The sequence below is a fragment of the Aquimarina macrocephali genome, from assembly GCF_051627225.1.
Taxonomy (GTDB): domain Bacteria; phylum Bacteroidota; class Bacteroidia; order Flavobacteriales; family Flavobacteriaceae; genus Aquimarina; species Aquimarina macrocephali.
Window position 1 is genome coordinate 274,304 of record NZ_CP151795.1, and the last position, 23,802, is coordinate 298,105.

At 31.2% G+C, this 23,802-nt stretch carries 24 protein-coding genes and 1 other RNA gene; 15 read left to right on the forward strand and 10 right to left on the reverse strand.

What is annotated here, in order from left to right:
* Window positions 1–240 precede the first annotated feature (240 nt).
* Window positions 241–1,095 carry a formyltetrahydrofolate deformylase gene (gene purU / locus AAFU52_RS01210; RefSeq protein WP_438424835.1) on the forward strand — a complete coding sequence of 285 codons (855 nt, stop codon included), beginning with the start codon at window positions 241–243 and terminating at the stop codon, window positions 1,093–1,095.
* A 71-nt stretch (window positions 1,096–1,166) separates the two neighbouring features.
* Here purU and AAFU52_RS01215 read toward each other — a convergent pair whose 3' ends face one another.
* Together AAFU52_RS01215 and AAFU52_RS01220 are read right to left on the reverse strand one after the other, a co-directional pair.
* Complete coding sequence (locus AAFU52_RS01215; protein WP_438424836.1) at window positions 1,167–2,630, reverse strand: ankyrin repeat domain-containing protein; 1,464 nt, start codon at window positions 2,628–2,630, stop codon at window positions 1,167–1,169.
* A gap of 201 nt (window positions 2,631–2,831) precedes the next feature.
* Complete coding sequence (locus tag AAFU52_RS01220; RefSeq protein ID WP_024772122.1) at window positions 2,832–3,788, reverse strand: MBL fold metallo-hydrolase; 957 nt, start codon at window positions 3,786–3,788, stop codon at window positions 2,832–2,834.
* A 122-nt stretch (window positions 3,789–3,910) separates the two neighbouring features.
* Here AAFU52_RS01220 and AAFU52_RS01225 point away from each other — a divergent pair, with 122 nt between their 5' ends.
* Window positions 3,911–4,624: a DUF4197 domain-containing protein gene (locus tag AAFU52_RS01225; protein ID WP_024772121.1), complete on the forward strand. Its 714-nt coding sequence runs from the start codon at window positions 3,911–3,913 to the stop codon at window positions 4,622–4,624.
* Between the two features lie 137 nt (window positions 4,625–4,761).
* Window positions 4,762–4,938: a Lacal_2735 family protein gene (locus tag AAFU52_RS01230; RefSeq protein WP_152538641.1), complete on the forward strand. Its 177-nt coding sequence runs from the start codon at window positions 4,762–4,764 to the stop codon at window positions 4,936–4,938.
* Between the two features lie 65 nt (window positions 4,939–5,003).
* Here the strand turns inward: AAFU52_RS01230 and AAFU52_RS01235 are convergent, their stop codons facing one another.
* The 3 genes from AAFU52_RS01235 to AAFU52_RS01245 all read right to left on the reverse strand — a co-directional run bounded on the left by AAFU52_RS01235 (window position 5,004) and on the right by AAFU52_RS01245 (window position 8,143).
* On the reverse strand, window positions 5,004–5,789 hold the full coding sequence (locus tag AAFU52_RS01235) for an ABC transporter substrate-binding protein (protein ID WP_438424839.1): 786 nt from the start codon (window positions 5,787–5,789) through the stop codon (window positions 5,004–5,006).
* 308 nt (window positions 5,790–6,097) lie between these two features.
* Window positions 6,098–6,910, reverse strand: a complete 813-nt coding sequence (pyrF, locus tag AAFU52_RS01240; protein ID WP_024772119.1) for an orotidine-5'-phosphate decarboxylase — start codon at window positions 6,908–6,910, stop codon at window positions 6,098–6,100.
* Window positions 6,911–6,934: 24 nt separating this feature from the next.
* Window positions 6,935–8,143, reverse strand: a complete 1,209-nt coding sequence (locus AAFU52_RS01245; RefSeq protein ID WP_438424842.1) for an NAD(P)-dependent oxidoreductase — start codon at window positions 8,141–8,143, stop codon at window positions 6,935–6,937.
* Between the two features lie 150 nt (window positions 8,144–8,293).
* Between AAFU52_RS01245 and ssrA the strand changes: the two genes are divergently transcribed.
* From ssrA to AAFU52_RS01305, 12 genes are all read left to right on the forward strand, one after another.
* Window positions 8,294–8,691, forward strand: a transfer-messenger RNA (tmRNA) gene (gene ssrA / locus AAFU52_RS01250).
* Window positions 8,692–9,148: 457 nt separating this feature from the next.
* The gene (locus tag AAFU52_RS01255) at window positions 9,149–9,310 is read left to right on the forward strand and encodes a hypothetical protein (RefSeq protein WP_438424844.1); all 162 of its coding nucleotides are present in this window, start codon (window positions 9,149–9,151) and stop codon (window positions 9,308–9,310) included.
* A gap of 161 nt (window positions 9,311–9,471) precedes the next feature.
* Window positions 9,472–11,670: an ATP-dependent endonuclease gene (locus AAFU52_RS01260; RefSeq protein ID WP_438424845.1), complete on the forward strand. Its 2,199-nt coding sequence runs from the start codon at window positions 9,472–9,474 to the stop codon at window positions 11,668–11,670.
* Between the two features lie 4 nt (window positions 11,671–11,674).
* On the forward strand, window positions 11,675–13,600 hold the full coding sequence (locus AAFU52_RS01265) for a UvrD-helicase domain-containing protein (protein ID WP_438424847.1): 1,926 nt from the start codon (window positions 11,675–11,677) through the stop codon (window positions 13,598–13,600).
* 633 nt (window positions 13,601–14,233) lie between these two features.
* Window positions 14,234–14,929, forward strand: coding sequence for a competence protein CoiA (locus AAFU52_RS01270; protein WP_438424848.1), 696 nt, complete (start codon window positions 14,234–14,236; stop codon window positions 14,927–14,929).
* Window positions 14,930–14,973: 44 nt separating this feature from the next.
* Window positions 14,974–15,624: a hypothetical protein gene (locus AAFU52_RS01275; RefSeq protein WP_438424850.1), complete on the forward strand. Its 651-nt coding sequence runs from the start codon at window positions 14,974–14,976 to the stop codon at window positions 15,622–15,624.
* A gap of 70 nt (window positions 15,625–15,694) precedes the next feature.
* Window positions 15,695–15,832 carry a hypothetical protein gene (locus AAFU52_RS01280; protein WP_438424852.1) on the forward strand — a complete coding sequence of 46 codons (138 nt, stop codon included), beginning with the start codon at window positions 15,695–15,697 and terminating at the stop codon, window positions 15,830–15,832.
* A gap of 17 nt (window positions 15,833–15,849) precedes the next feature.
* Window positions 15,850–16,125: a DUF6166 domain-containing protein gene (locus tag AAFU52_RS01285; RefSeq protein ID WP_438424854.1), complete on the forward strand. Its 276-nt coding sequence runs from the start codon at window positions 15,850–15,852 to the stop codon at window positions 16,123–16,125.
* Between the two features lie 22 nt (window positions 16,126–16,147).
* Complete coding sequence (locus AAFU52_RS01290) at window positions 16,148–16,516, forward strand: hypothetical protein (RefSeq protein WP_438424856.1); 369 nt, start codon at window positions 16,148–16,150, stop codon at window positions 16,514–16,516.
* A 48-nt stretch (window positions 16,517–16,564) separates the two neighbouring features.
* Window positions 16,565–16,840 (forward strand): hypothetical protein, encoded by a 276-nt coding sequence (locus tag AAFU52_RS01295; RefSeq protein WP_438424858.1) that lies wholly within the window; start codon window positions 16,565–16,567, stop codon window positions 16,838–16,840.
* Window positions 16,841–17,037: 197 nt separating this feature from the next.
* Complete coding sequence (locus AAFU52_RS01300) at window positions 17,038–17,883, forward strand: hypothetical protein (RefSeq protein WP_438424860.1); 846 nt, start codon at window positions 17,038–17,040, stop codon at window positions 17,881–17,883.
* Window positions 17,880–18,443, forward strand: coding sequence for a hypothetical protein (locus AAFU52_RS01305; RefSeq protein WP_438424862.1), 564 nt, complete (start codon window positions 17,880–17,882; stop codon window positions 18,441–18,443). The genes AAFU52_RS01300 and AAFU52_RS01305 overlap by 4 nt, the downstream gene beginning before the upstream one ends.
* Before the next feature lie 336 nt (window positions 18,444–18,779).
* Here AAFU52_RS01305 and AAFU52_RS01310 read toward each other — a convergent pair whose 3' ends face one another.
* From AAFU52_RS01310 to AAFU52_RS01330, 5 genes are all read right to left on the reverse strand, one after another.
* On the reverse strand, window positions 18,780–19,310 hold the full coding sequence (locus AAFU52_RS01310; RefSeq protein ID WP_438424863.1) for a metallophosphoesterase family protein: 531 nt from the start codon (window positions 19,308–19,310) through the stop codon (window positions 18,780–18,782).
* A gap of 5 nt (window positions 19,311–19,315) precedes the next feature.
* Window positions 19,316–19,981, reverse strand: coding sequence for a hypothetical protein (locus tag AAFU52_RS01315; RefSeq protein WP_438424865.1), 666 nt, complete (start codon window positions 19,979–19,981; stop codon window positions 19,316–19,318).
* A gap of 347 nt (window positions 19,982–20,328) precedes the next feature.
* Complete coding sequence (locus tag AAFU52_RS01320) at window positions 20,329–21,411, reverse strand: hypothetical protein (RefSeq protein ID WP_438424868.1); 1,083 nt, start codon at window positions 21,409–21,411, stop codon at window positions 20,329–20,331.
* A 12-nt stretch (window positions 21,412–21,423) separates the two neighbouring features.
* Window positions 21,424–22,071, reverse strand: a complete 648-nt coding sequence (locus AAFU52_RS01325) for a conjugal transfer protein TraO (protein ID WP_438424870.1) — start codon at window positions 22,069–22,071, stop codon at window positions 21,424–21,426.
* A gap of 22 nt (window positions 22,072–22,093) precedes the next feature.
* Window positions 22,094–23,800, reverse strand: coding sequence for a type IV secretory system conjugative DNA transfer family protein (locus tag AAFU52_RS01330; protein ID WP_438424871.1), 1,707 nt, complete (start codon window positions 23,798–23,800; stop codon window positions 22,094–22,096).
* Between the last annotated feature and the right edge of the window lie 2 nt (window positions 23,801–23,802).

Consider the following 23,802-nt stretch of genomic DNA (forward strand, 5'->3'; position numbering starts at 1 on the left):
CATCAAAAAGGACTATTTTTTTAGAATTATATAATTTATTTAACCTATCAAATGCTTTCATTATTTATAGTTCAAATTTAATACTTATTATGTTAGTTTTCTAAAAATCATACATTGATCAAAGCAATACAGTCCAAAATCAATAAAAGAATAAGGTTGATTCATAAAACTTAAGAAAAAACAATTACTAAAATCAGTTCAATAATAGTAAGTTTATGTCTTGAGAAAACACAAGTCATAATGAAAAAAACAACCCTATTAATTAATTGCCCCGACAGAAAAGGAATTATAGCAACAGTCACCAATTTCATTTTGGCCAAAAAAGGGAATACCATATACATAGAACAGCATGTAGACCGTGAACTAAAGGAATTCTTTATGAGATTAGAATGCGAATTTGATGAAGACGAAGAAAAACTAGCGCTATTTAAAGAGTCCTTTACTACACACGTTGCAGAAAATTATAACATGCATTGGGAAATGTATAATACAGAAAAGAAGCCTCGAATGGCTCTTTTTGTTTCTAAATACAATCATTGTCTTTATGATATTTTGGGAAGATATGCCTCTGGAGAATTAAAAGTATACATCCCTATTATTATAAGTAATCATGAAGATCTTAAGCCTATTGCTGATGCTTTTGGCATCCCATTTAAGCATATTCCGGTAACAAAAGACACCAAAAAGCAAGCTGAAACACAGCAAATAGAACTTCTAAAAGAACATAGCATTGATTTTGTAGTTCTGGCGAGATATATGCAAATTATTTCTTCTGATTTTATAGATCAATTTCCTTATAAAATCATAAACATACACCGTTCTTTTTTACCTGCTTTTCCTGGAACAAAGCCATATCACTCTGCTTATGAAAGAGGTGTAAAAATCATTGGCGCAACAAGTCATTATGTGACTTCTGATCCAGAAGGCGGACCTATTATTGAGCAAGAGATTGCGCGTGTATCGCACATTCATAATGCTCATGATTTTGTTCTTAAAGGTCGTGATCTCGAAAAAATTGTATTATCTCGAGCTATTAAACATCATCTTGAAAGAAAATTACTGGTCTATAATAACAAAACTGTTGTTTTTTCATAAAGGAAAAACTCCCTTATTTAAATGTATTTCTGTTTCAAAATATAGCGCTTTAAAACGAGAGATACTGGTTTTTATAAATATTTACGTTGTTTTAGCCACTTTACCATTTTAGGATTAATCTTATGTCGTGGTAATTTTCTAAGTGGTTTGGTCTTTGCCCGGTTCTGTACAAGAAGGGTAACCATCTCTGTATGATTATTTAAAACCGCAATACATAGTGGTGTTTCTGTATATAAACCGGTGTGGGTTCCATGTTCAATCGGCACCTTATGTTCTAATAATACTTTTGCTGCTTCCAGAGCATTTTCTTGTGCCGCTATCATCAAAGGTGTTTTATGAAAGTAATTTGGTGTGTTAGGATTTGCACCATGATCTAATATTAATTCTATAACAGTTGCATTATTTTCCTTAACCGCTGATATAAGTGGTGTTTCACCTAAACCAAACACATCTGTGTTCTGAAGATTGATATCTGCTCCAGCATCAAGAAGTATATGTATTAACTTGATATTATTCTTAATGACTGCCATATTCAACGCAGAAAAACCTAATTTAGAAGTAGTATTTACATCTACTCCTATTTGTAGTAAATGCTTCACTAACAGAATATCTTCTTGAGCGCAAGCCTCTACCAAAGACACCTTCTCTATTCCCTCAATAGTATCTATTTTGAATTCTTTAGCATTTTCGGGTGTTTCCTGTTGTGTCTCTTCCAAAAAATCTTCCTTATGCTCGGTAGATGTTTTTATAACTTCTTGTGAAGTTTCAATTTCTTTTACAGAATTCGAAACAGAATCTGTTACACCATTCTTTTTAAGATACTTTATACTTTGCTTGAAATATTTTGCTATAGTTTTATTTAGAAATTTAGCATAGTCAATAGATTCTCCTCGTTTAATTGATAAATATGCCATCGCATAGGCAATAACTTGTTCTGGTAAATACCCTTGTTCACTCATTTTCCAGTTACTCCTAATTCCTATTTGTTCTGAAGAAAAATTAAATTTAGAGTTTCCAATAAAAATCCCAAAACCACATACTATGGCCAGAAGATCTGTGAGATACTCGTCATTATCCTTAATCCATTGTTCTCCTAAAAGCAGTTGATGCGATAACTCGTGAGCTAATGTAGCAACTAGAGTTTCTAAGTTGTTAAGCTGATCGGTGGCTATAAAAATCGTAGTAACATCATTTAAATTTTGATACATTCCTGCCGCACCTTTCCATCTCCCATTGATATCGGCTGGTGTTGTAAGAATACTACCATCTTCCATTTTTACTGCCCCATCATTAAATAATTTCAACTGGATACTTATATCCTCTATCCCCATTAGTTGTATAACCTGATTTAATACAAACTTTGCATCTGATAGCGTACCTTCAAACTTCTTGCTAAAATAAGGATGAGTTGGCAATACGGTTTCCATTTTCGCCTCTCGCCCTTTTAACTTATCATCAAGAAACGCAATACTTTCTTCTACCCACTTTTTATCTTCTGAAGTAATAGGCAATTTCAAGTTATTTTTCCAAAACATATATAGTTTTTCACTTTATAAATCATCTATAAAGATAAAACGATACTTAGTAGTAGCATCCCCCATTTTCAGTGATTTTATGTTTCAAATTTTAATACTAATATTTATAGCTTTTATATTTAGAAAGAATGTGTTTTCCTAATCAATGAAGATCTAATAGAACAAAATAAGCAATCACTTATAACAATAATACTGTAGTTTTTATAGCGGAAAAACATCCTTGGTATTTGCAAAATGATACCCTTGTTTTTCCAGAGCTGTTCTTCCTTTATAATCTTTTTGAAGTACGGGATTCGAATGATTAAAATGAATAAATATTATTTTTGATCTTACTTCTTTTGACTCATTTTTAAATAAAGCAATAGTTTCTTCGATAAAAGGATGTGGCACCTCGGACATTGGTCTTGGGATTTCTCCATTTTGAAAGAAAGTAGCATCAATAAAGGCATAATCTACTTGTTTAACCTGATCTACAATATTTTTCTTCCAAAGAGACCACTTATTAATATCTGGGATAAATAATGCTTTTTTACTATTTCCGATAATTTTATATCCTACCGTTTCAGAATATTCATCTCTATGAGGTACCAAAAAAGGAATTACCTGTATCGCATTTGTTAACGCAATTGTAGAATCTGCCTGTATAGGTTTAATGGTTATATTCTTCAAAGAGACCAATTGCGACCATGGGCCATTAGTTTCTAAAAAAGATTGCATTCTTGGCATTGCATACACAGGTATTTTATTTGCTCCCATTGCTTCTCTGCCAAAATGCATCAATCCAGTATAGTGTCCTATATGAGCATGCGTTAAAAATACGCCATCAATAATAGCATCATTTTTTAGATGTTCATTATCCAAAACTGCTAATTGTTCTGGCATATCTGGTGTTGCTTCGAATATAAATTTTTTATGGTGTTTCTTATCAATCACGCCCAATGCAGTAACCAATTCTTTATCAACCTCGCCTTTTTGAACTGCTACGTATTCATTTGTATTATTAATATGAGGAAACCCTCCGTCCTGTGCAATTCCTAATATAGTAATATACTGATCAAATTCATTTTGTAGAACAGATTGGTTTTTTATCGATACTTTTTCATTTTTACATGAAATAATTAGAGTAGATAGTATTAAAAAAATTAAATTTGATTTCATCTGGCTACATTTATTAATTTTAAAGGTTAGATAAAATTCGCAATACATAATTATGATTGAATATCAACTTAATTATAATAGTGCATTACATATAATTACAATCTCAAATCTAATAAGAAATCATGAAACAAATTTTTATTATACTCGCTATCTTTTTATTATCAAGTTGTGCAGAGTTACAACAAGTTGTAAATAACCTTCCGCAGACCACCGGAGGTTTTGGATTAAGCAATATTGATATCTCTAATGGATTAAGAGAAGCTTTAGATAATGGTATTGATAAGCAAGTCACAAAACTTACCCAAAAAGATGGTTTTTATAGAAACCAACTTGTTAAAATTCTTCTTCCGCAAGAGTTACGAAAAGTAGATAAGACGTTAAGAGATATTGGATTAAGCAAACTTGCAGATGAAGGACTAAAAGCAATTAATCGTGCTGCAGAAGATGCTGTAAAAGAAGCAACACCTATATTCGTAGGTGCTGTAAAACAAATAACATTTAATGATGCCAAACAAATACTGCTAGGTAATAACAGGGCAGCTACTCAATATCTTGAGAGTAAAACGCGAAGCCAACTATACCAAAAGTTTAATCCTGTAATTAACAAATCGTTTTCTAAAGTAGGTGCAGATAAAATTTGGTCTAATATTATCACAAAATACAATTCAATACCGCTCACCAATAATGTAAACCCGGATCTAACAGATTATGTAACGGGTGAAGCTCTTAAAGGAGTGTATGCAATGATTGCAGTAGAAGAAAAAGACATTCGGACTAAGCTTAGCTCCAGAACAACCGATTTATTGCGACGAGTATTTGCTCTACAAGATCGATAAAATCTTAAATAAGCCTCTTAATCAATAGTTAAGAGGTTTATTACATTTATCACAATTTTAGGCTACCTTAACTGATCCTTAAGAAACCTCCTTTCTATTATCCAGTATCTTTGCATTATAAATATAAGAGAAGAGAAATGTTTGTCTGGTTAAAGAACAAAACTGAATTGCAAAAATTACAGTACACCTACTGTAAATTAATGAAGAGTGCTTATAAATTAGCACTTACAGATAAAAACAAAAGTGATCAACTTCATCAAAAAGCTGATAAAATCTTAATCCAGATAAAAGAAATCGAGGGACAATCTATCTAATTGATATCTGTCTAATTACCTACTGAAGTTTATTATTTATTCTCATAAAAAAGTATAGGTTTATTTTAAACTTCATGCAGTGTTTTGAAGTATGAAAAAGCCTGGGCTAAGCGAGATCCGTACCACGAAAAATACTCTCCATCAACCAAAATGACCTTTGCATTGGATATACTTGTTAGTTCATCAATATGCTTTTCTGAAAAAGGATATGGTTCTGAAGATAACATGATCAAATCCAAATCTTGTATTGAGCTAAGTTCCTCTTTTGATATTTCTGGATAACGATCTTTATCATCAAAAACGTTTATGAAACGATTTGCTTTTAGCAGATGATCTACAAATGTATCTTTACCGGTTACCATCCAGGGGTCCTTCCAGATAAAATATGCCACTCGTTTTTGGGGCATTGTAGACACAAAATCATCAAAAGATTCTTTTTCTAATCTTATTTTAGATATAAGCGTAGTTGCTTCAGTTTTTTTGTTAAAAATCTCTCCGTATTGCTTAATCATTTCTAAAGCTTCAGAGATAGAATAAATATCTGAAACATGCACAGGATATTCTTCTTGCAAGTGCGCTACGATCTCTTTTGTATTTTCTTCCTTATTACAAAGGATAATATCTGGGTTTAGTTTTTTAATTTTTTCATAATTGACTTTCTTGGTACCCCCTACAATAACTTTTTGACTTCTTATCGCTTTTGGGTGAACGCAAAATTTAGTCACTCCAACAATATTATCCGATAATCCTAACGAAACTAATAACTCGGTTTGCGAAGGTACCAAAGAAATAATACGTCTTAGAGGTTTTAAAAATTCTATTCTCCTACCTAATTGATCTATACATATCATAACGCTGGTTGTGTTACTTTTAATAATTTTCAAAAATCATAAAAAAATCATAAATACTTAGTAATTAGATATTTAAAAATAGGATTTTAGAAAACATCTTCTTACCTTAGGAGACATTAATATTAAAATTTTTGGGGCTATGAATTCAATATTACCAAACATCATCTTTTATGGCATAATGCCATTTTTCATTATTTTTATTGCATACGGACTTTATGGGTATGCAAAACACGTTTTTAACGCCAATTGGCGTTAATTCTATCCTTTTGGAAAGGAACAAGAGTATACACTATTCTTGTTCCTTTTTTTTATTTCAGGATATTTTCCATTTGCTTTTGAAGTTCTAATGCTTTGTTTGCTGCTGCTTCGGCATAATCGGTTCCGTCTGAAGCATATATAATACCTCTTGAAGAGTTGATTAACAATCCTACCTGATCATTCAATCCATATTTACATACTTCTTGTAAATTTCCGCCTTGTGCTCCTACACCAGGAACCAAAAGAAAACTATCCGGTATAATTTTTCTAATTTGTCCAATAAACTCAGCTTTCGTTGCTCCAACCACATACATTAAGTTTTCAGAGTTCTTATATGATTTAGAAACTTCTAATACCTGCTTGTACAGTTCTTTTCCTTCTACATCTTTTGTTTGAAAATCAAAAGCTCCCTGATTAGAGGTTAGCGCAAGAAGTATCGTATGTTTATTTTCGAATGCCAAAAATGGTTCTACAGAATCCTTACCCATATAAGGAGCAATAGTAACCGAATCAAACGCTAAGTCTTCAAAAAAAGCTTTGGCATACATTGTACTTGTATTACCAATATCACCACGTTTGGCATCTGCAATCGTAAAAATCTCGGGGTAATTTGCATTTAAATAGATAATCGTTTTTTCCAGAGACTTCCATCCTTTAATACCATACGCTTCATAAAAAGCAGTATTAGGTTTATAGGCCACAGCGAGATGGTGTGTTGCGTCTATAATTGCTTTATTAAACTCAAAAATAGGGTCTTCTTTATCCAATAAATGCTTAGGGATTTTATTTAAATCCACATCTAATCCTATACATAAAAATGATTGTTTTGCATGTATTTGGGCAACCAGCTCTTGAGTTGTCATATTGTATTGATCTATTTATTAAAATTATTCTTTACCCTCTACATAATCCTGAAGATAACTATATCTTTCTGTCAGTTTTCCGTCTTTGGTCATTCTTGCTCTTTCGAGAATACCATCTTTATCATCGTTAAAAAAAGCAGGGATTACATGTTCTAAAAACATTTCTCCAAATCCTTCGCTTGCATCTTTAGGCAATTCGCAGGGCAAATTATCAACAGCCATAACTCCTATTGCTTTTGGATCTTTAAAATCCACCTCTGTTTCGCTCTGCGGATCATATCCATAAACCGGATCTGCAATTGTAGAAGATCGAGTTGTACTAGCAACAGGCCCATCAATATCACACGAAACATCTGCCACTAATTTGATATTAAAATCTTCGGATTTTGCTTCCTCTCTTGTAAAAATAAAAGGTGCCCCATCTCCAAAAAAGTGACCAGCAATATACATATCACTCACTTTTGCAAATCGCATAAAATCTCCTTCATATTCTTGTGGGTTTGTATAAAAATCACCCTTATCTATAGTACGACCATCTTTGCGTTTATTATAATCCAACACATCGATTTGAACATAAACGGGTTCATCAAATGTAGTATTCAAATATTCATTTACAGAAACTTCTCTAATATTCATGGCATCCAGAATTTCTTTGGCCCCGCTTCCTACTTTTCCATTTCCTGTAAGTACAATCTTTATATTTGGTAGTTTGATTTTAGATAATTCAGACTCTAACGCTTTTTGATCGTTAAGTGTTTCGGCCTTAGGCAAGGCAAAAGTATCATACTTAATTCCCCACGCTCTAAACCCATTGTATGTCCCAACGATCCCTGCATATCTCCCAAATCCAATTAATCTAAAACCACTCTGACCAACGATAACTTCGTGATCATACAATTCTATATTATTTTTAAGGATAGCATTAAGTAAATCTCTATTATACGTTTGCTTTTTGATTGTATGAGAGAAGAAAAAATACTTTTTATTAGGCAATAAAGCAGCAATAGGTACTTCTTTTACACCAAGTAACACATCACAATCTGATAAATCATCAGAAACTGCAAAGCCAGCTTTTTCATATTCAGAGTCATTAAAAACTCTAACACTAGAAGGTTCTACAATAAAAGAAGCTTTAGGAAATTTGGTCATTACTGATTTTAGGCCATCTGGCGAAAAAACTACACGACGATCTGGCGGGTTTTTTCGTTCTTTAATGACACCGAACTTAGTCATATGAATTGGTATAAATTTTGTACTAAAAAAACGAGGGTAAATATATGATAATTATGATTATATTTGCTGCCCGAAAGTATTTTTGATCAAATTGAAAACAGATTCTGTTTTAAAAAGAAATATAATGATCAAATTTCGGAAAATACTACTGGGGTCGACTGGTTTTGACAGCGAGATTAATAAAGTAGTAAGCACGTCGAGCGCTGAGATATAGCTCGTAAATATCATATTTCACTTTTTTAAACGGCGAGAATAACTACGCCCTAGCTGCATAATCTGAATTTTAGTAGGATAATGCCTCGGTCTACAAGGTAGACAAGCAGGATACTCTTCAAAAGCCTTGGTTTATGGCGTTTGGTTTTGAGTATCGTAAAAATAGGCCTAGAAATTATAGGATCTTGATATAATTTCGAAACTTAATTGAGAATAAGCGATAAGTTGGCGGTTTTTGGTCTTTCCTATCGACGAAAATTAAACAAAAACTAAACGTGTAGAAAGCTATTGTATTACTTGTTTGGACGAGGGTTCGAATCCCTCCGACTCCACAGAATAATCCCAAATCATTAATGATTATGGGGTTTTCTATTTATGGGTGCTAGTTTAGGTGCCTTTTTTTTATGTTTTTAAAACACTTAGCTTAATCTTTTATAGATTAATTGAAAAAACACAGAGGTAGTTTCGAAAACTAAATTTAGTAAACTGACTATATAGAAAAGCTGAATAAAGAAAAAAAATAACTAGAATTAAATAAATTTCACTAATTTAGAAGCAACGTAAAAATGTTAATTACCCTATATCCAGATCAATTCTGGGTATGGGGTTTTTGTTTATAAAATAGAAGAAGGGCCTTTAATTGAATGTAATATGTGTGGCTTTGTTAACACTGTTGATTATAACAAATATTAAAAAGTTTAATAAAACGACTAAATAATTACTCTTAAAATGAAAGAAAGTATTAAACAAATAATAAATATTGTCGAAAATTTGGAAACGGACTTTAATAAGATGAATAAAACAAATAAAGAATCTGTTGTTATGATGAAAGAAAGAGCTCTTATGCTTATTCCTGTATTTGAAGTTAGCAGAAAAGATTCGATAAATAAAGATTACATTGATATTTTTGATGATTTAGAAGGACGGGTTAATACAATCATATCACAATTATAAATTAGTTGTAATTGCAAAATTAAAAGTACAATAATCGATAAACGCTCTGACTGGTAAAACAATTATTAAAAACAAAAAATATATCCGGAGTTTATAGGTTATGCATAATATAAAGTCGCGGGAAGTATTAAAGTTTTGTAAAACTATATAATGATTTTAAAATGGTTATAGACTTTCTCCATATTCAAAATTTCAGAAAACTTAAAAATTGTAGAATTGACGTTTCAAAACAAGAGACTGTTTTTGTAGGTGCCAATAATAGTGGTAAAACATCTGCTATGGATGCCTTGATTTTGTTTCTTAAAACAAAACAAAAGTTCAATACCAGAGATTTTACATTGTCTAATTGGAATACTATTAATGCTATTGGCGAAAAGTGGTTAAAGGAAAAAGATCTAACTAAAATTGATTTAACAATAAAAGACTGGGAACCTGAACTCCCTACGTTAGATCTATGGTTACATATTGAAAATAACGAATTACAACACATAAGTCATATCATTCCCACTTTAGATTGGAAAGGTGGATTGTTAGGCGTGAGATTAAGGCTTGAGCCCTCTAATATTGAAGAGCTATATAAAGAATTTTCAACAGTCTGTAAAAACGCTAAAGATATTTTCGGAAAAAAAAATCCCGTTGACTCAAAGTCAACTTTCAAATTATGGCCAAAAAATATGTGGGATTTTTTAGATAGAAAATTAAGTAAATTTTTCACTGTAAAAACATATTTGTTAGATCCAGATCTTAAAGATAGTCCTCAACACCTAAGTGAAGTGGACCTAGCTATAGAAGGCGAAACACTTAATAAATTAATCAAGGTTGATATTATCAATGCACAACGAGGTTTTACCGACGCAAATTCTGACACTCCAGAAACTGGTAACTCTAAAAACCTATCAAATCAACTTCGTAGTTACTATGATAAGCATCTAAACCCTAATGTGAATCCTACAAAAGCTGATGTTGCTGCTTTAAAACAAGTACACGAGGCTAAGAAAACTTTTGATGAAAATCTGGGGAAGAGTTTTAAACCAGCCTTGGATGAACTTGGACTGCTCAATTACCCTGGTTTTGGTAATCCAAATATAAAATTAAGTAGTGAGATTAATACAGTAAATAGTCTTCAACATGATTCTTCTGTTCAATACTCTTTAGATGATGGATTTTCTAGCTTGTCCTTACCGGAGAAATATAATGGATTAGGATACCAGAATCTTATTTCAATGATTTTCAAAATTATAAGATTTAGAGATGAATGGATGAAAGTAGGTAAAAGTTTAAATGAAACAGATACTGAAATACATTTTGAACCAATTCATCTTGTATTAATTGAAGAACCGGAAGCACATCTGCACGCCCAAGTACAGCAGGTTTTCATTAAAGAAGCTTATAAAGTATTAAGAAATCACAAAGAACTGAAAGATAAAAATAATTTTTCAACACAACTTATAATAAGTACTCATTCTAATCACGTGGCTCACGAGATTGATTTTACATCATTACGATATTTCAAAAGAAACATAACAGATAGTAAAACTATCAATACTTCTACGGTGGTCAACCTTTCAACAACCTTTGGCACTGACGATGACACAACTAGATTTGCTATTAGATATTTAAAAACTACTCACAGTAATTTGTTTTTTGCAGATGCAGTTATTTTGGTAGAAGGACCAGCAGAAAGAATGCTACTACCCTATTTCATCAAGCACCATACAAAACTCAATAACTGCTATATATCTATTATAGAGATAGGTGGAAGTCACGCTCATAGACTAAAGGAATTTATTAAAAACCTAGGTGTTATTACATTAATTGTGACTGATCTTGATTCGATTAACCCAAGCACCAATCGGTCAAAAGTTCGACCAGAATTAAGCAAAGGTTACGAAACAGGCAATAGCACCTTAAAAACGTGGATTCCGAGAGAGAAAGATTTAGACAAATTACTTGCATTACATAACAAGAAAAAAGAAGATAGTAAGCTTCCTATTAAAGTAGCTTATCAAACAGCAGTTATTATAAATGACGGTAAAACAGATGTTACTGTTCATCCTTATACATTTGAAGACGCTTTAGTTTTGGAAAACAAGGTGATTTTCGAAGCATTAAAAAAAACGACTGGTCTATTAAAGAAAATGGTAAGTGCCGCTTTAGAAAAAGATGTAAATATTTCTGCACAAGCTATGTATGATCACATAACTGACAAGAATGCAAAAAAAGCTGAATTTGCTTTAGAGCTTTTCTTTTTTGAAGAACCTAATAAACTAAAAACCCCAAAATATATCGAAGAAGGTCTGCGCTGGCTTGAAACAAAACTTATCTCTCAGAAAACAGGATTAATTAATCCAAAGATATAGTAATATGAAAAAAGGTAACACCATTGATGATTCCGTCGATACTGAAATATTTCAATGTATTAACCCTTCAAGTCCAAAAAGTTTCTTCCTTTTTGCAGGTGCCGGATCTGGTAAAACACGTTCATTGGTTAATGTGTTGTCTCGATTTAAAATTGAATTTGGTCATGAATACAAGTTATTCAACCAAAAAATAGCTATCATAACTTATACCAATGCTGCAGCAGACGAAATCAAGCACAGATTGGAATTTGATCCTATATTTTATGTAAGTACTATACATAGCTTCGCCTGGGAATTAATTAAACCATTGACTATTGATATTAAGGAATGGCTTAAAATAGAGTTACAAAATGACTTAAATGATTTGAAAGAAGCTCAATCAAAGAGTAGAAACTTAGCTAATAAAACTTCGATAGATAGGGCGCGGAAAATTGAATCAAAAGAAAAAAGGCTGAGTACCCTCTCGCAAATTCATCAATTTATCTATAATCCAAATGGAGATAATATTTCAAAGGCTTCTCTAAATCATAGTGAGGTTATAAACATCACAGCACATTTTGTGGAGTCCAAAGCCTTAATGCAAGATATTATTGTGTCAAAATTCCCTGTATTATTCATTGATGAAAGCCAGGATACTAAGAAAGAATTGATTGATGCCTTTTTTGAACTTCAGAAAAATAAAAAAGAGTCATTCTCTCTAGGGCTTTTTGGTGATACAATGCAACGTATTTATGCAGACGGAAAACAAGATTTAGGAAATAATCTACCTTCTGATTGGCTGCAACCTGCAAAGAAAATGAATCATCGTTCAAACAAACGTATCATAAAACTAATTAATGAAATTCGTAAAGATGTTGACGGTCAGAAACAAATACCAAGAATAGAAAAAGCAGACGGAACGGTTAGACTATTTGTAAGCGACAGAACTCTTGACAAAGCATTAGTTGAGAGCAAGGTAGCTCAAAAAATGTCAGAAATCACAAAGGACGTTCAATGGATTTTGGGAAATAATGAAGCAGAAAAGAGTAATGTAGATATTGTAAATTTTAAGACTCTGATACTAGAGCATCATATGGCCGCTAATAGAATGGGGTTTTTCGAGCTATTTGAACCATTATATAAAGTAGATAAAATAAAAACAAGTTTGCTAGATGGTTCCCTTTCTGGGCTAAACTTGTTTGGCAAAACGATACTTCCACTTTTAGAAGCCTATAGAAACGATGATAAATTTTCTATGGCTAAGATTATAAAACGTTCATCACCTTTATTCCAAAATAAAGCAATCGAGGCCTCAAAAGATCAAATTAAATATATCTCATCAATTAATGAAGGTGTTAATGAATTACTAGGACTTTGGAATGAAAAAGCAGATCCACAACTTATAAGGGTACTAGAAGTAATTAAAAAAACAGGCTTATTTCCTATACCTGGTGTTCTCAATCTGATTTTAGCAAGAACTGAAGAGGAAAAGACAAATATCGATGTTAACATCAAAAAAGAGGGTCAAGAAGATGAGTATCAAGATGATGTTATAAATGCTTGGGATGTTGTACTTCAAACTCCTTTTTCACAAATTGAAAATTATAACATCTATCTTTCTCAAGATTCAGCTTTTGCGACTCATCAAGGAGTGAAAGGATTAGAATATCCTAGAGTAATGGTAGTTATTGATGATGAAGAAGCAAGAGGTTTTATGTTTAGTTATGATAAATTATTTGGATCAAAGGAACTTACAGATAGAGATAAAAAAAATATCACCGAAGGACAGGAAACAGGAATTGATAGAACAAAGCGACTTTTTTATGTTGCATGTAGCCGGGCCAAAGAAAGCCTTGCCATTATTGCTTATACAGATAATCCAAGAATCATAAAAAACAGTGCTTTAAAATATGGCTGGTTTGATGAGAGCGAAATAGAAATTTTAAAATGAAAAAAATATAAATCCCTTTTATGGTATACTCTTTATAAAAATTCAATAAATCGATAAAATTATGTACGTTCATTTATTAAAAGGTAGAAATTGTAATCTTAAAATCATTGATCCTAAGGCAAGAGGCTAAATAAATAACTCCTTTTATGAAACTTATAATAATTCTCATGTTAATGATAAACCAAAACTTGGAGTATCTTCTAATCCGTATAACTGTTGTTTTACAAACAGTAGACATGCTGAATTAGTAGGTTTTCCTGAATACAAACAAATAGAATCTTAAAAGTTCAATAAACCGATAACTTTTATCTGAAAATAAACTATAAATAACTTATGTGTATAAATTTAAATAATGAACAAACATGTGTTCTTAAATCAAGACTACCTGATGGCAGTAGATATAATCCAGAGATAGCTGTAACGATAAATACTGAATTTAGCCGAGTTGCGGAAGAACGAGATGTTGAAAATCAGTCAAAGTTAGGTTATGCCTGTTCTGGTCCAAAATGTTGTTATTGGTATAATAAACTGGTGACCACACAAGATTGTCCATATTACAATGTAGAAATTTAACTTGTGAATTAAAAGTTCAATAAACCGATAAAAGTTACAATTGGATAAAATTAGTTAAATATGATTTGGGCCATAGTAAAAAATGAAAAGAAGGAAGCAATCCCAAATACAGAAGGAATATGTCCTTTTTGTAATGAAAAGGTATTTTCAAAATGTGGTGATATTAATGTTTGGCATTGGGCACACTCTAAAAAAGAAAACTGTGATTCCTGGTACGAACCAGAGACAAATTGGCACTTTCATTGGAAAATGTCTTTTGGAAAAGAAAATACCGAAAAAATAATTACTAAAGAAGGTAAAAAGCATATTGCGGATATTAAGACTAAAAAAGGTATTGTTATTGAGTTACAGAATTCCCCAATAAAAAAATATACAATCAAAGAGAGAGAAAATTTCTACGGTGAACAAATGTTATGGTTAATTAATGGAGAGAAACTTAAAAACAACCTTACACCTAAAAGATACTGGGACGATAAGCGCTATGAAGAATTCATTGATAATACAGAAGAACTAGTACGATTGATAATGGGGCCAAAAATAACAAAAGAAAAAAATGGAGAGTTCTTCAAGTGGAAAAATCCGCGTAAAAGCTGGAAGGACGTGGAAAGACCAGTTTTTATTGACTTTACAGGTAATTCACTCTTTATGATAAAAGAAGGAATGGGTACATCACAGATAAGAGGGATTTATTATTCCAAAGAGACTTTCATTAAATATTATGGAGGAGATTATGATTACTACAGTAAACATTTTTAAACGCAATTTTAAAAAAAAAATGAAATTAAAAATTCAATAAACTGATGAATAAAAAAGTGAGGAAAAATATTTTTAACGGTTTAATTCTTGCGGGATTAACTGGTATTGGAGTGACTCTTTTTAATATGAATGGTTCGATTCATACATCGATAGAAAAAAGTTCTAACCTTGAAAAGCGTTTTGATAATTTTTATGATCAATTACCGAAAATGCATAAATATCTTGCATTGGAAGAAATTCATAAGTTAAATGAGGTATCATTAGTTGTAAGTAATTCTTATAAAAGTTCTAACAAGTACATTTTAGATGTTAATTTAATAGATCATAACTCAGGGAAACTTACGGATTACAATATTGTGTTTAGTACTAAAAAAGAAGAAAAACTATTTTCATATGCCCTAAAGGGAATTGTTTTAGAATACGGAAATTCGATTAGTTATAAAAAAATGCAAAAATTTAGTATGGTCGCAGGGAAATCAGGGGCATTACCAAATAAAATTAATCAATCATGCAGTTTTATTTTGCGAAATGAGGATGTTACTGAATTGAGGGATTTAATGAAAAATTATGATAGTATACCATCTGAAACATTAACATTGATTAAAGCTGCTGAATGGTTTAAGTTACGCAGTTCAATATTAGAAAATGACAAAGTAATTTTTGAAGATCAAAAATCAAAGAATCCTGATAACTAAAGTAACAAATAGATAATATGATATTATATGATTAGTTTGTTTAAAAACTTCAGGAAAAATTCTTAAAGGAATGAATCTAGAAGTTATTAGTGAAGTTGAAGAACCATCTTCAGATGAGATTAAGAGAACTGTAGAACACAAGTATCAGATTAAAATAGGTAGCTTATCCATTATTAAAGAAAACTGGAGTTATAAAAGAATATCTTAATAAAGTTCAATAAACCAATGGCAAGATTCAAATTAAAAGGAGATCCAAGAACAAGCAAAATCTGGGTCAATGGAAAAGAATTAAATTTAGAAAAGTCCTTAAAACTAAAGTGTCATTCTCCTACTGGGTTTTCTTGGGGGTATGACGGATCAGGGCCGAAACAATTATCCTTAGCTATTTTATTGGTATTTTATTCTAAGGAGATTGCATTGTCGGAATATTTGGATTTTTTAAATAAGGAAATTTCTAAGATCCCTTTTGGCGAACCATTTGAAAAAAATATATCATACTAAATTCTTATCAACCGTTAGGCTAATGAAAACTTATAGAAAAGGACTAAAATTGGTAATAGATAATCTACAGTTAGAGGTTTTCAAAATCTTACAAAATGAACTTGGTTATGCATATTGTAAAAAATCTGGAAGAGAGTACTTTTTAAAAGAGAATTATCCTAACTATTTGATTAGAGAAATTAATCATTTGAAAGATGATTTTATTAAATACGTAAAAAATAATTTTGATAAATTGAATATAGAAGAGAAGGTGACATTAGAAGAAGTTCTTAATGTGGTCTATGATAAAAGACCAATAACAAAGTCATATGCTCGAAATTATTTAAGCTTTAATTCCACTATTTCTGAAAATGAGTATAAAGTTGAAGAAGATGAATTTGTAAGAAAATAAAGTTCAATAAACCTATTAAATACTAACTCTTAAAACTAATACATTATTATGAATAACGAATTAAGAAAAGTCTTCATAAAGGAAAAAGAAACTGAATCTAGAGATATCGAAAAACCGTTAAAAGAATATGTTGGATTTTTTCACAAATGGTTCGATGGAATAAATAAATGGAGTAAGAGTCCAGAACAAGTTGCGATAGTAGAATTAGAAGATGGTAGCATTAATGAATTTCCTTTGCATTCAAACACTATACGATTTCAAACTGAACAAGAAATAAAGAACGAAAATCTTAAAGGTTGGGGTGGAGACCCTACTATAATTTAAAGTTCAAATAACCGATAAGATGATTAAAGAAAAAGAATTTCTGCAAGTAAAAATTGAAAATCTAAAAAAAGTATTAATAATCAATCAGTTAGTCTCTATTTATTTATTAAATTAGTAGAGATCAGTCGAAAACTTACTTTGATCCGTTGATATTCACTCTAGAAATTGTTCTAAATACTTATCAATAACGATTTGATATGAAATTTTATAAAATATTTTTTTTCTTTTTGTTTATAACTAAAAATCTATCTTCCCAAGATACAATCGTTAATAAAAATCATTCATATTTCTTTGATGAACTTCATGAGGAAGTAAAAACTAACGATTCTCTTTTAAGATTAGATATGAGGAATCTATCTGGACGTCTTCGTCAACTTGGAGTCGAATATTTAAGGATTGATCGTGGAAGGATACTTTTAGAAATACCTAATAAAAATTTATTTAATAAGTCCGAAAGAAGAATTTCAAAAAATGGGAAGTTACTACTAAAGGTGTTAAATATATCATTAGAAACGGTCAAATTAGATTATAGTCTTAAGATAAATTCAGGATATAGATTAAATAACTATCCTGAAAAAGTTTATGATAAGTGCATTTCAAATGCCTTATTAATCTCAAAAGAATTGATCTTAAACACTAAAAATACTTTAGGAAATATCTCATTGGGTTCTATTGATAATCGTGAAGGCTTAATACAAATAGTACTTACTCCAATAATGGATGCTGAATTGTCAGGTATGTGGGAGCCACTTGGCTATGATTACGTTGACAACATATTTATTTTAACAGAACCCAAAAATGCCGATAAGTATTTAGTGAAAATTGATGATTGGAATTCTTATATTTCTAAATTTAATGGTGAAAATCTAATCAAATTCTTAGAGTCTAGTGATGATTTTTGGATATGTAATGATAATGTTTCATTTAGAGCTATTGCAAGGAAGTATATGGCAATAATTATCTTTAATGGAAAAATATTTAAAAAGAAATTTGTTATTCTAAAGAATCGTAAAAACACCATGTTTATTAATCTAAATAAATGAAAAAACTAAGTAAATTGATATTAGGAATAACCGGATTGGTAAGTCTACTACCAAGTTATTTAATTTTAACCGAAAGTAAATTACTTCCCCCAACTGATGACTTTAAGTCATTATTATTAGTTGTTGCTCAATTTACTGCATTCATGGTTGTTGTATTAACTCTAATTAATAGGGTAATGTTATCAAAGTTGTCAATTAAAAAAATTAATCTTATTATAATTGGAATTGCAACATTATTCCTAATTTCTCTTTTTTGTTATTTCCACTATTTGAACAGGTTAGTGTTAGAGGATGACTATGGTGCTGTCGTTCTTCCTTTATATCAAACTCCTAAATTATCCGAAAAAATAGAATTGTATGGCAGTATTTTTAATTTTTTTCATGAAACTGACTCAATTACTGTTTACGAATATTTCAATAAACATAAAGATATTAAAGGCGCCGTGTTTTATAGTTATATAGTTTTATACTTCTTCTTGATATTAAATATATGTTTATTAGTTTTTAGTTCCATTTTGGCTTCCATTAAATTAAAAGCAACTAGAATTAGGTTGACATAAGTAACATCTATTATCCTACATAAAATAAAACTGGTCTATAGTGAATTTGATAAGGGCGAAATCGGTAATGAAACAACTATTGAAAAAAGAACATTTGCTAACAAAACATATAAGCAATTACACCCTTCAAAACACTACTGCTCATAACTAAACCGCTAGTAAAATTCAAATAAAGAATGAAACAAACAAGAGCATATTATCCGAATTATTGTTTTTAGCTGTTATCAATAAACACTTACGACATGTTAAACTTGGGATAATTTGCTTTACGCTGTGTTCAGGTTGGGATTTTTTTAATAAGGGGTGTGTAATTACGAATACTAGGCTTGTAAAGTTTCAAACTTTATTTTGCATTATTGTTTTCATTTCCTCATAAGAAATAGGATAAAAATCATGACAGTCTACTCCTACATCTAAGGCAGTATTTCTATTGAAGTTTGTTAGTTTTCCATGGGAGTGTCCAAATAAATGATAAGAACCACTATATTTTCCTTTCCAGGTCATTAAAGGATAATGCATCATAACTATTAATTGATTATTTACCGAACCTGGATCAGGCAGTTTTAATTCGTAATAATCTTTGATCCATTCAAACCGATCTTTACAATTCCGGTTTAAATCATCGTGATTTCCTTTAATCAAATGAATTTTTCCGTTTAGACGTTCTAGGATCTCGACTAGCTTACTAGATGCCATTAACCCGATATCACCTAAATGATATACGATATCATTCTTTTTTACCTTTTCATTCCATCTTAAGATCATGGTTTCATTCATTTCTTCTACTGAATCGAAAGGTCTTTTGGCGTGTTTGATTATTCCTTTATGCCCAAAATGATGATCTGATGTGAAAAACATGGTACTCATAATAATTAAGATTCTTTTGTAATGGATATTGATTTAACCTTTCCGTTTAACTTGTTCTTAGGGTTGTCCTTGCAGCTTCCTATATGGTTTCGATAGGCACTGATGGATTTCTGTAATTGTTTGCAGTAAGGACATGTAAGTTTTTCATTAGCTTCTTCTAGACTTTCTATAGTCCCTTTTAGGCTTTCTTTAGTCTTTAATAGTTCCTCTTCAGACTGCTGCAGGACTAAATCAGACTTATCCAGTTCTTTTGTTAGACTCTGGTTTTCGTCTATTAATTTTTCATAGTCCAATTGCCATTGCGCCAGATTATGAATCTGATTGCACTTTTTCACAAATAGATCAGCATATAGATAATCGATCAGCCCCAAAAGCAAACACATAAATACACTGGTCAAATACCAATTAAATGATTTTATCTCTGCAGAAAACACATCAAAAAACAACAAGGTCATAAAGAAGCTGCAGAAACCGAAGATCTCAGGAAATCCAATTTTATATTTATGCTTCAGGAGGTCGGAATTAACGCTAGTTAATAATAAAGGAAAAGCAACCGCAATTCCAAGCATTATAGAAGCAAAGAGTTTTAGATCCTTGTCCATATATTCAGGTAATACTCGATAAAACAAAACACCTGCATCTACTATAAATGCGATGAGAAGTATGAGCATTGGGATCAAAATTGCCTCTAAAGAGTTTAGAAATTTTGCGATCATGTTTTTTTAGGTTTTCGTTTTTTCCCTTTTGTTCAGAATGCAGTGTTAGCGTTTTTCGGAAGTATGGAGAAATCCGCTAACTCTGCTCCTCTTTCAATTAACTCTTTGTATTACTGAGGTACGAGTTAATGCAAAGTGTTGATTGAAAACATCAATGCTCTAAATTTTGCTTAGTGAAGAAAAAACGAGCAAAGATTTCTGGTAAGTGCCTGCATAGGCCTTAACAGGGATTTTGGGAGTTTTTTCGAGATAAGTGAAATTTAGATTCCTATTTCTCTATTCAATGTTAATATGAGAAAGGCTTAATCTAAGAATTCAACATCAACTGTAGTTTCATAAGTCGCACCATTAGAATCTTTAAAATACAGTGTCATATTTCCTTGTCTAGCAGAACCAACGCCCATTTCTTGCAAAAAACCGTTTAAAGAATAGCTAACAGGAGTATCTAAGCCCACTTCGTATCCAGAAGAAGTTATGGTATCGTCTCCAAAATTACGTATGGTAAGACGAAGATCTCCTAAACCTTCAGAAGTAAAAAATAAAGAATAGTTTAATTCTTGAGTAAGGTTTTCAGGAGGCAAAATTAAAATACCAAAATCAATCCCAGATAAGTAACCATCTCTTAATGGAGTTGGTGTAACTAATACAGTAAAATTAGTCAATAAAGTTTTATAACTAACTGATTGAGATTTTGTAATGCCATTTGATGCTTCGACAACAAATTCAATTTCTGATTCTTCTGGAACTATACCTCTGAAATTTCCAAAAGTCACACCTTCGGCTATATCAAACATTCTGTTCTGAAGGATTGATTCTCCTTGATTATCTAAAGTTACTTCTCCTTCAATATTTTTAAAATAAGCCTTAAAGGTTAAAGATTCTGAACCTCTTTTTTTAAGATTAATATTAAATGAGGTTTTTTCATTAATATAGTTTTCACTTTGATCAAAAAGAACTTCAAAATCAAAATCTGTTTTTTGTATAGAAATGGAAACAGGAATACTTTTTACTAAATCATTTGAAGCTATGACTTGGAAAGTAATATTTCCAGACCCCACTTCGTTTCCTATGTAATCAATAACTGTAGTGCCTTGTGATATACCTGGAATACTCTCACCTTCTTGATATACGATCCCATTTATTGAAAGTTTTCCATTTACACCTGTATCAAAGAACTTTAGAGAATAGTTAAGTTCTTCGGTAATTGGAGTGACAGCCTCAATAAAAAGGTTGAATTCAAATTTTTCATTTACGAGTAAGGATTCTTGGTTTACACTTGCAGTGATACTAAAATCAGTAGGGTTTGCCTTTTGGGTATCTACTTCGATTTCTTCACAGGATAAGATAGATACTACTAAACTGATAAATATGATTATTTTTTTCATTGTGTGAGTGTTTTAAAATTTAAAATTGAGACCTAAGCCTATTAAGAATTTTGTTTTACCTATATCGCTTTTTGGATGATGGAAATGAGTATACCGAACTACTCCAGATAGATATGTGAAGATTTTTATATCAGATTCCACTGCTCCATAAAAACCATATACAGCACCATCTTCTGTTGAAATAGACTCTAGAGCATCTAATTGGATTTCTGAAACGTCGATTGATTCATTTCCTATGGTTCCACCTGCTCCGATGGAAAATCGAAAAGCATCATTTTTACTGCTTAAAAAGGGAATTCCAATAAAGTAACCGATATTCAAAGAATATAATTCAACAGGAATATTATATCCTGTTTTCCTTTCTTCCATAAAACCAGCATAACCTCCTATTTCAAAATGTCGGTTAATGTTTTTGTTAGGGTAATAATGAAGATTAGCCATTATTCCATAGCCATTTTCGGAGTAACCGCCAATCATAGAAATACCGTTTCTTAATTGATGATTTTTTGAAAATTTCTCGTTTCTTTTTTTCAGTTGAGAAGAAAGTGTTTCTATTTTCTCATTGAGAGTATCAAAAAGACTAAGAGTTTCTTCTGATGTTTGCCCCGTTAGATTTAGGCAATAGAGCATTACTGCCAGTAGGCGAATTGTGTTTTTCATTGTAAAAATATTAAGGATTAAACTAATTAAGTTCTATCTTGAAATCTTGTGAATCATCTAAATCAGTAGTTTTTTCTTTGCTTAATGATTTCACATCTTCGTAAATGTTTTTGAAAACCTGATCAGGAAGTATGGTTTGTTCTATATTTTCAAACTCTTTTTTTGAATCAGGAACTTGCTTCAACTGAACTCCTATTAATTCTGTCATATTTCCTTCGGCTATAGTTCCATAAAACTTTCCTGCAGACAGATTGATGATATCAGAAACTTTTACGCGCTCTCTTTGTTGAATAGATTGAGATACCGAAGTGTTATTACTTTCTGAAAAATTCCCACTTAAAAAACCTCCAGAACTAGATCCTGAACTTGAGGAAGTTGAATTGTAAGTAACATCGTGTTTCCCAAATAATTTTACAATCATATCCGCAGTTTTTTCATTTACTGTTCGCCCATAGAATTGATTACTTAAATTGCTAATCAATACTTGAGCTTTTTCTGCTCCATATTTATCTAACATCTGGCTATGATCTTGCAGTCCTACTACACTTGCAACCCGGTTACTCCTTGCAGTTGCTGGTATTTGTTCGAAATCTGGTATATACAAAGTGCTAATTTCATCAAGAATAACTGTACTCCTATGCTTATTAGGCTGGTTCATTTGGCGAACGCAAGTTCCTATAATTAGAGAGATAACGGGCGCATAGGTGTTTGATAAAGTACTGTCATTACCAATAGCCAAAAAAGTAGGAGTTTCTTTGTTATTCAAATCTAAATTTATCTCATCATCAGAAAGCAAATAGAATATTTCTGGAATATTTAATTGTGCCAACGCATTTTTGATTGTTCCAACTACACCAGCAATCTGTTTTTCTGCATTCATTTCGTGCGCTTCTTTTAAACTGGATATCATTCCTGCAGTTTCAATATCAGAACTTAGCATACTGATTAATTGAACAGAAGGAAAAAAAAGAATCATTGCAATTAGGTGTGGTAGGGTGCATAGATCAGGATGATTGTTCCGCAAGTACCATATAGCTCCTGCAATCACGGAAATAGAGCTTCTAGTCCAATAATCTTTCTTTTTTATACTCTCAGGGAGTAGGTTGTTAATCAAAATTGTAGCCATTTCAAAGGCAACGGCTTGTTTTGTAAGATACTTTGGAGACAAAGGATTAACTCTTACGGAATTCGAAGCATCTTTAAAATTCAAGAATGCAAATTTCACCTTGCTGTCAGGATTGTAAAACGAATACGCAAATTCAGATAATTCAGGCGCTTTGAAGTCATAAATGATTCCTGAAAAATCATTTTCAACAAACTGTTTTATAATAGGATAAAATAAAGATCTTGATTTCCCTGACCCTGCAGATCCTTGAATAAGAATCCCAGTATAAGGGTTCCCTATTTCAATTATTCCTTTTTCACTATCCAAATAAATACTATCTGGATTATCTTGCTTGATTTCTTCAATAACCTTTTTTCCTTTATTTTTTTTGAAGTATTTATATGCTTTAATAGAATTGATAACTATAAATACAATACCAATAAATATTAATGCAGGGGCTATCATTAATAATATAACCAAAGAAAGAATAAAACTTAAAATAATACTATGAATCATTCCGACTTCTGTTCTTAACCATTGATAAATTTGAATCATTGCTAATAAGTTTATTAGTATGATTACCACTTCAATTCCAGAGTGGATTTTTAAGAATATGTGCATCATGT

Bases quoted from the DNA above. Each gene is read 5' to 3' on its own strand.
- purU (WP_438424835.1), top strand. From the start codon at position 241: ATGAAAAAAACAACCCTATTAATTAATTGCCCCGACAGAAAAGGAATT.
- AAFU52_RS01215 (WP_438424836.1), bottom strand. From the start codon at position 2,630: ATGTTTTGGAAAAATAACTTGAAATTGCCTATTACTTCAGAAGATAAA.
- AAFU52_RS01220 (WP_024772122.1), bottom strand. From the start codon at position 3,788: ATGAAATCAAATTTAATTTTTTTAATACTATCTACTCTAATTATTTCA.
- AAFU52_RS01225 (WP_024772121.1), top strand. From the start codon at position 3,911: ATGAAACAAATTTTTATTATACTCGCTATCTTTTTATTATCAAGTTGT.
- AAFU52_RS01230 (WP_152538641.1), top strand. From the start codon at position 4,762: ATGTTTGTCTGGTTAAAGAACAAAACTGAATTGCAAAAATTACAGTAC.
- AAFU52_RS01235 (WP_438424839.1), bottom strand. From the start codon at position 5,789: ATGATATGTATAGATCAATTAGGTAGGAGAATAGAATTTTTAAAACCT.
- pyrF (WP_024772119.1), bottom strand. From the start codon at position 6,910: ATGACAACTCAAGAGCTGGTTGCCCAAATACATGCAAAACAATCATTT.
- AAFU52_RS01245 (WP_438424842.1), bottom strand. From the start codon at position 8,143: ATGACTAAGTTCGGTGTCATTAAAGAACGAAAAAACCCGCCAGATCGT.
- AAFU52_RS01255 (WP_438424844.1), top strand. From the start codon at position 9,149: ATGAATAAAACAAATAAAGAATCTGTTGTTATGATGAAAGAAAGAGCT.
- AAFU52_RS01260 (WP_438424845.1), top strand. From the start codon at position 9,472: ATGGTTATAGACTTTCTCCATATTCAAAATTTCAGAAAACTTAAAAAT.
- AAFU52_RS01265 (WP_438424847.1), top strand. From the start codon at position 11,675: ATGAAAAAAGGTAACACCATTGATGATTCCGTCGATACTGAAATATTT.
- AAFU52_RS01270 (WP_438424848.1), top strand. From the start codon at position 14,234: ATGATTTGGGCCATAGTAAAAAATGAAAAGAAGGAAGCAATCCCAAAT.
- AAFU52_RS01275 (WP_438424850.1), top strand. From the start codon at position 14,974: ATGAATAAAAAAGTGAGGAAAAATATTTTTAACGGTTTAATTCTTGCG.
- AAFU52_RS01280 (WP_438424852.1), top strand. From the start codon at position 15,695: ATGAATCTAGAAGTTATTAGTGAAGTTGAAGAACCATCTTCAGATGAG.
- AAFU52_RS01285 (WP_438424854.1), top strand. From the start codon at position 15,850: ATGGCAAGATTCAAATTAAAAGGAGATCCAAGAACAAGCAAAATCTGG.
- AAFU52_RS01290 (WP_438424856.1), top strand. From the start codon at position 16,148: ATGAAAACTTATAGAAAAGGACTAAAATTGGTAATAGATAATCTACAG.
- AAFU52_RS01295 (WP_438424858.1), top strand. From the start codon at position 16,565: ATGAATAACGAATTAAGAAAAGTCTTCATAAAGGAAAAAGAAACTGAA.
- AAFU52_RS01300 (WP_438424860.1), top strand. From the start codon at position 17,038: ATGAAATTTTATAAAATATTTTTTTTCTTTTTGTTTATAACTAAAAAT.
- AAFU52_RS01305 (WP_438424862.1), top strand. From the start codon at position 17,880: ATGAAAAAACTAAGTAAATTGATATTAGGAATAACCGGATTGGTAAGT.
- AAFU52_RS01310 (WP_438424863.1), bottom strand. From the start codon at position 19,310: ATGAGTACCATGTTTTTCACATCAGATCATCATTTTGGGCATAAAGGA.
- AAFU52_RS01315 (WP_438424865.1), bottom strand. From the start codon at position 19,981: ATGCTCATACTTCTCATCGCATTTATAGTAGATGCAGGTGTTTTGTTT.
- AAFU52_RS01320 (WP_438424868.1), bottom strand. From the start codon at position 21,411: ATGAAAAAAATAATCATATTTATCAGTTTAGTAGTATCTATCTTATCC.
- AAFU52_RS01325 (WP_438424870.1), bottom strand. From the start codon at position 22,071: ATGAAAAACACAATTCGCCTACTGGCAGTAATGCTCTATTGCCTAAAT.
- AAFU52_RS01330 (WP_438424871.1), bottom strand. From the start codon at position 23,800: ATGATGCACATATTCTTAAAAATCCACTCTGGAATTGAAGTGGTAATC.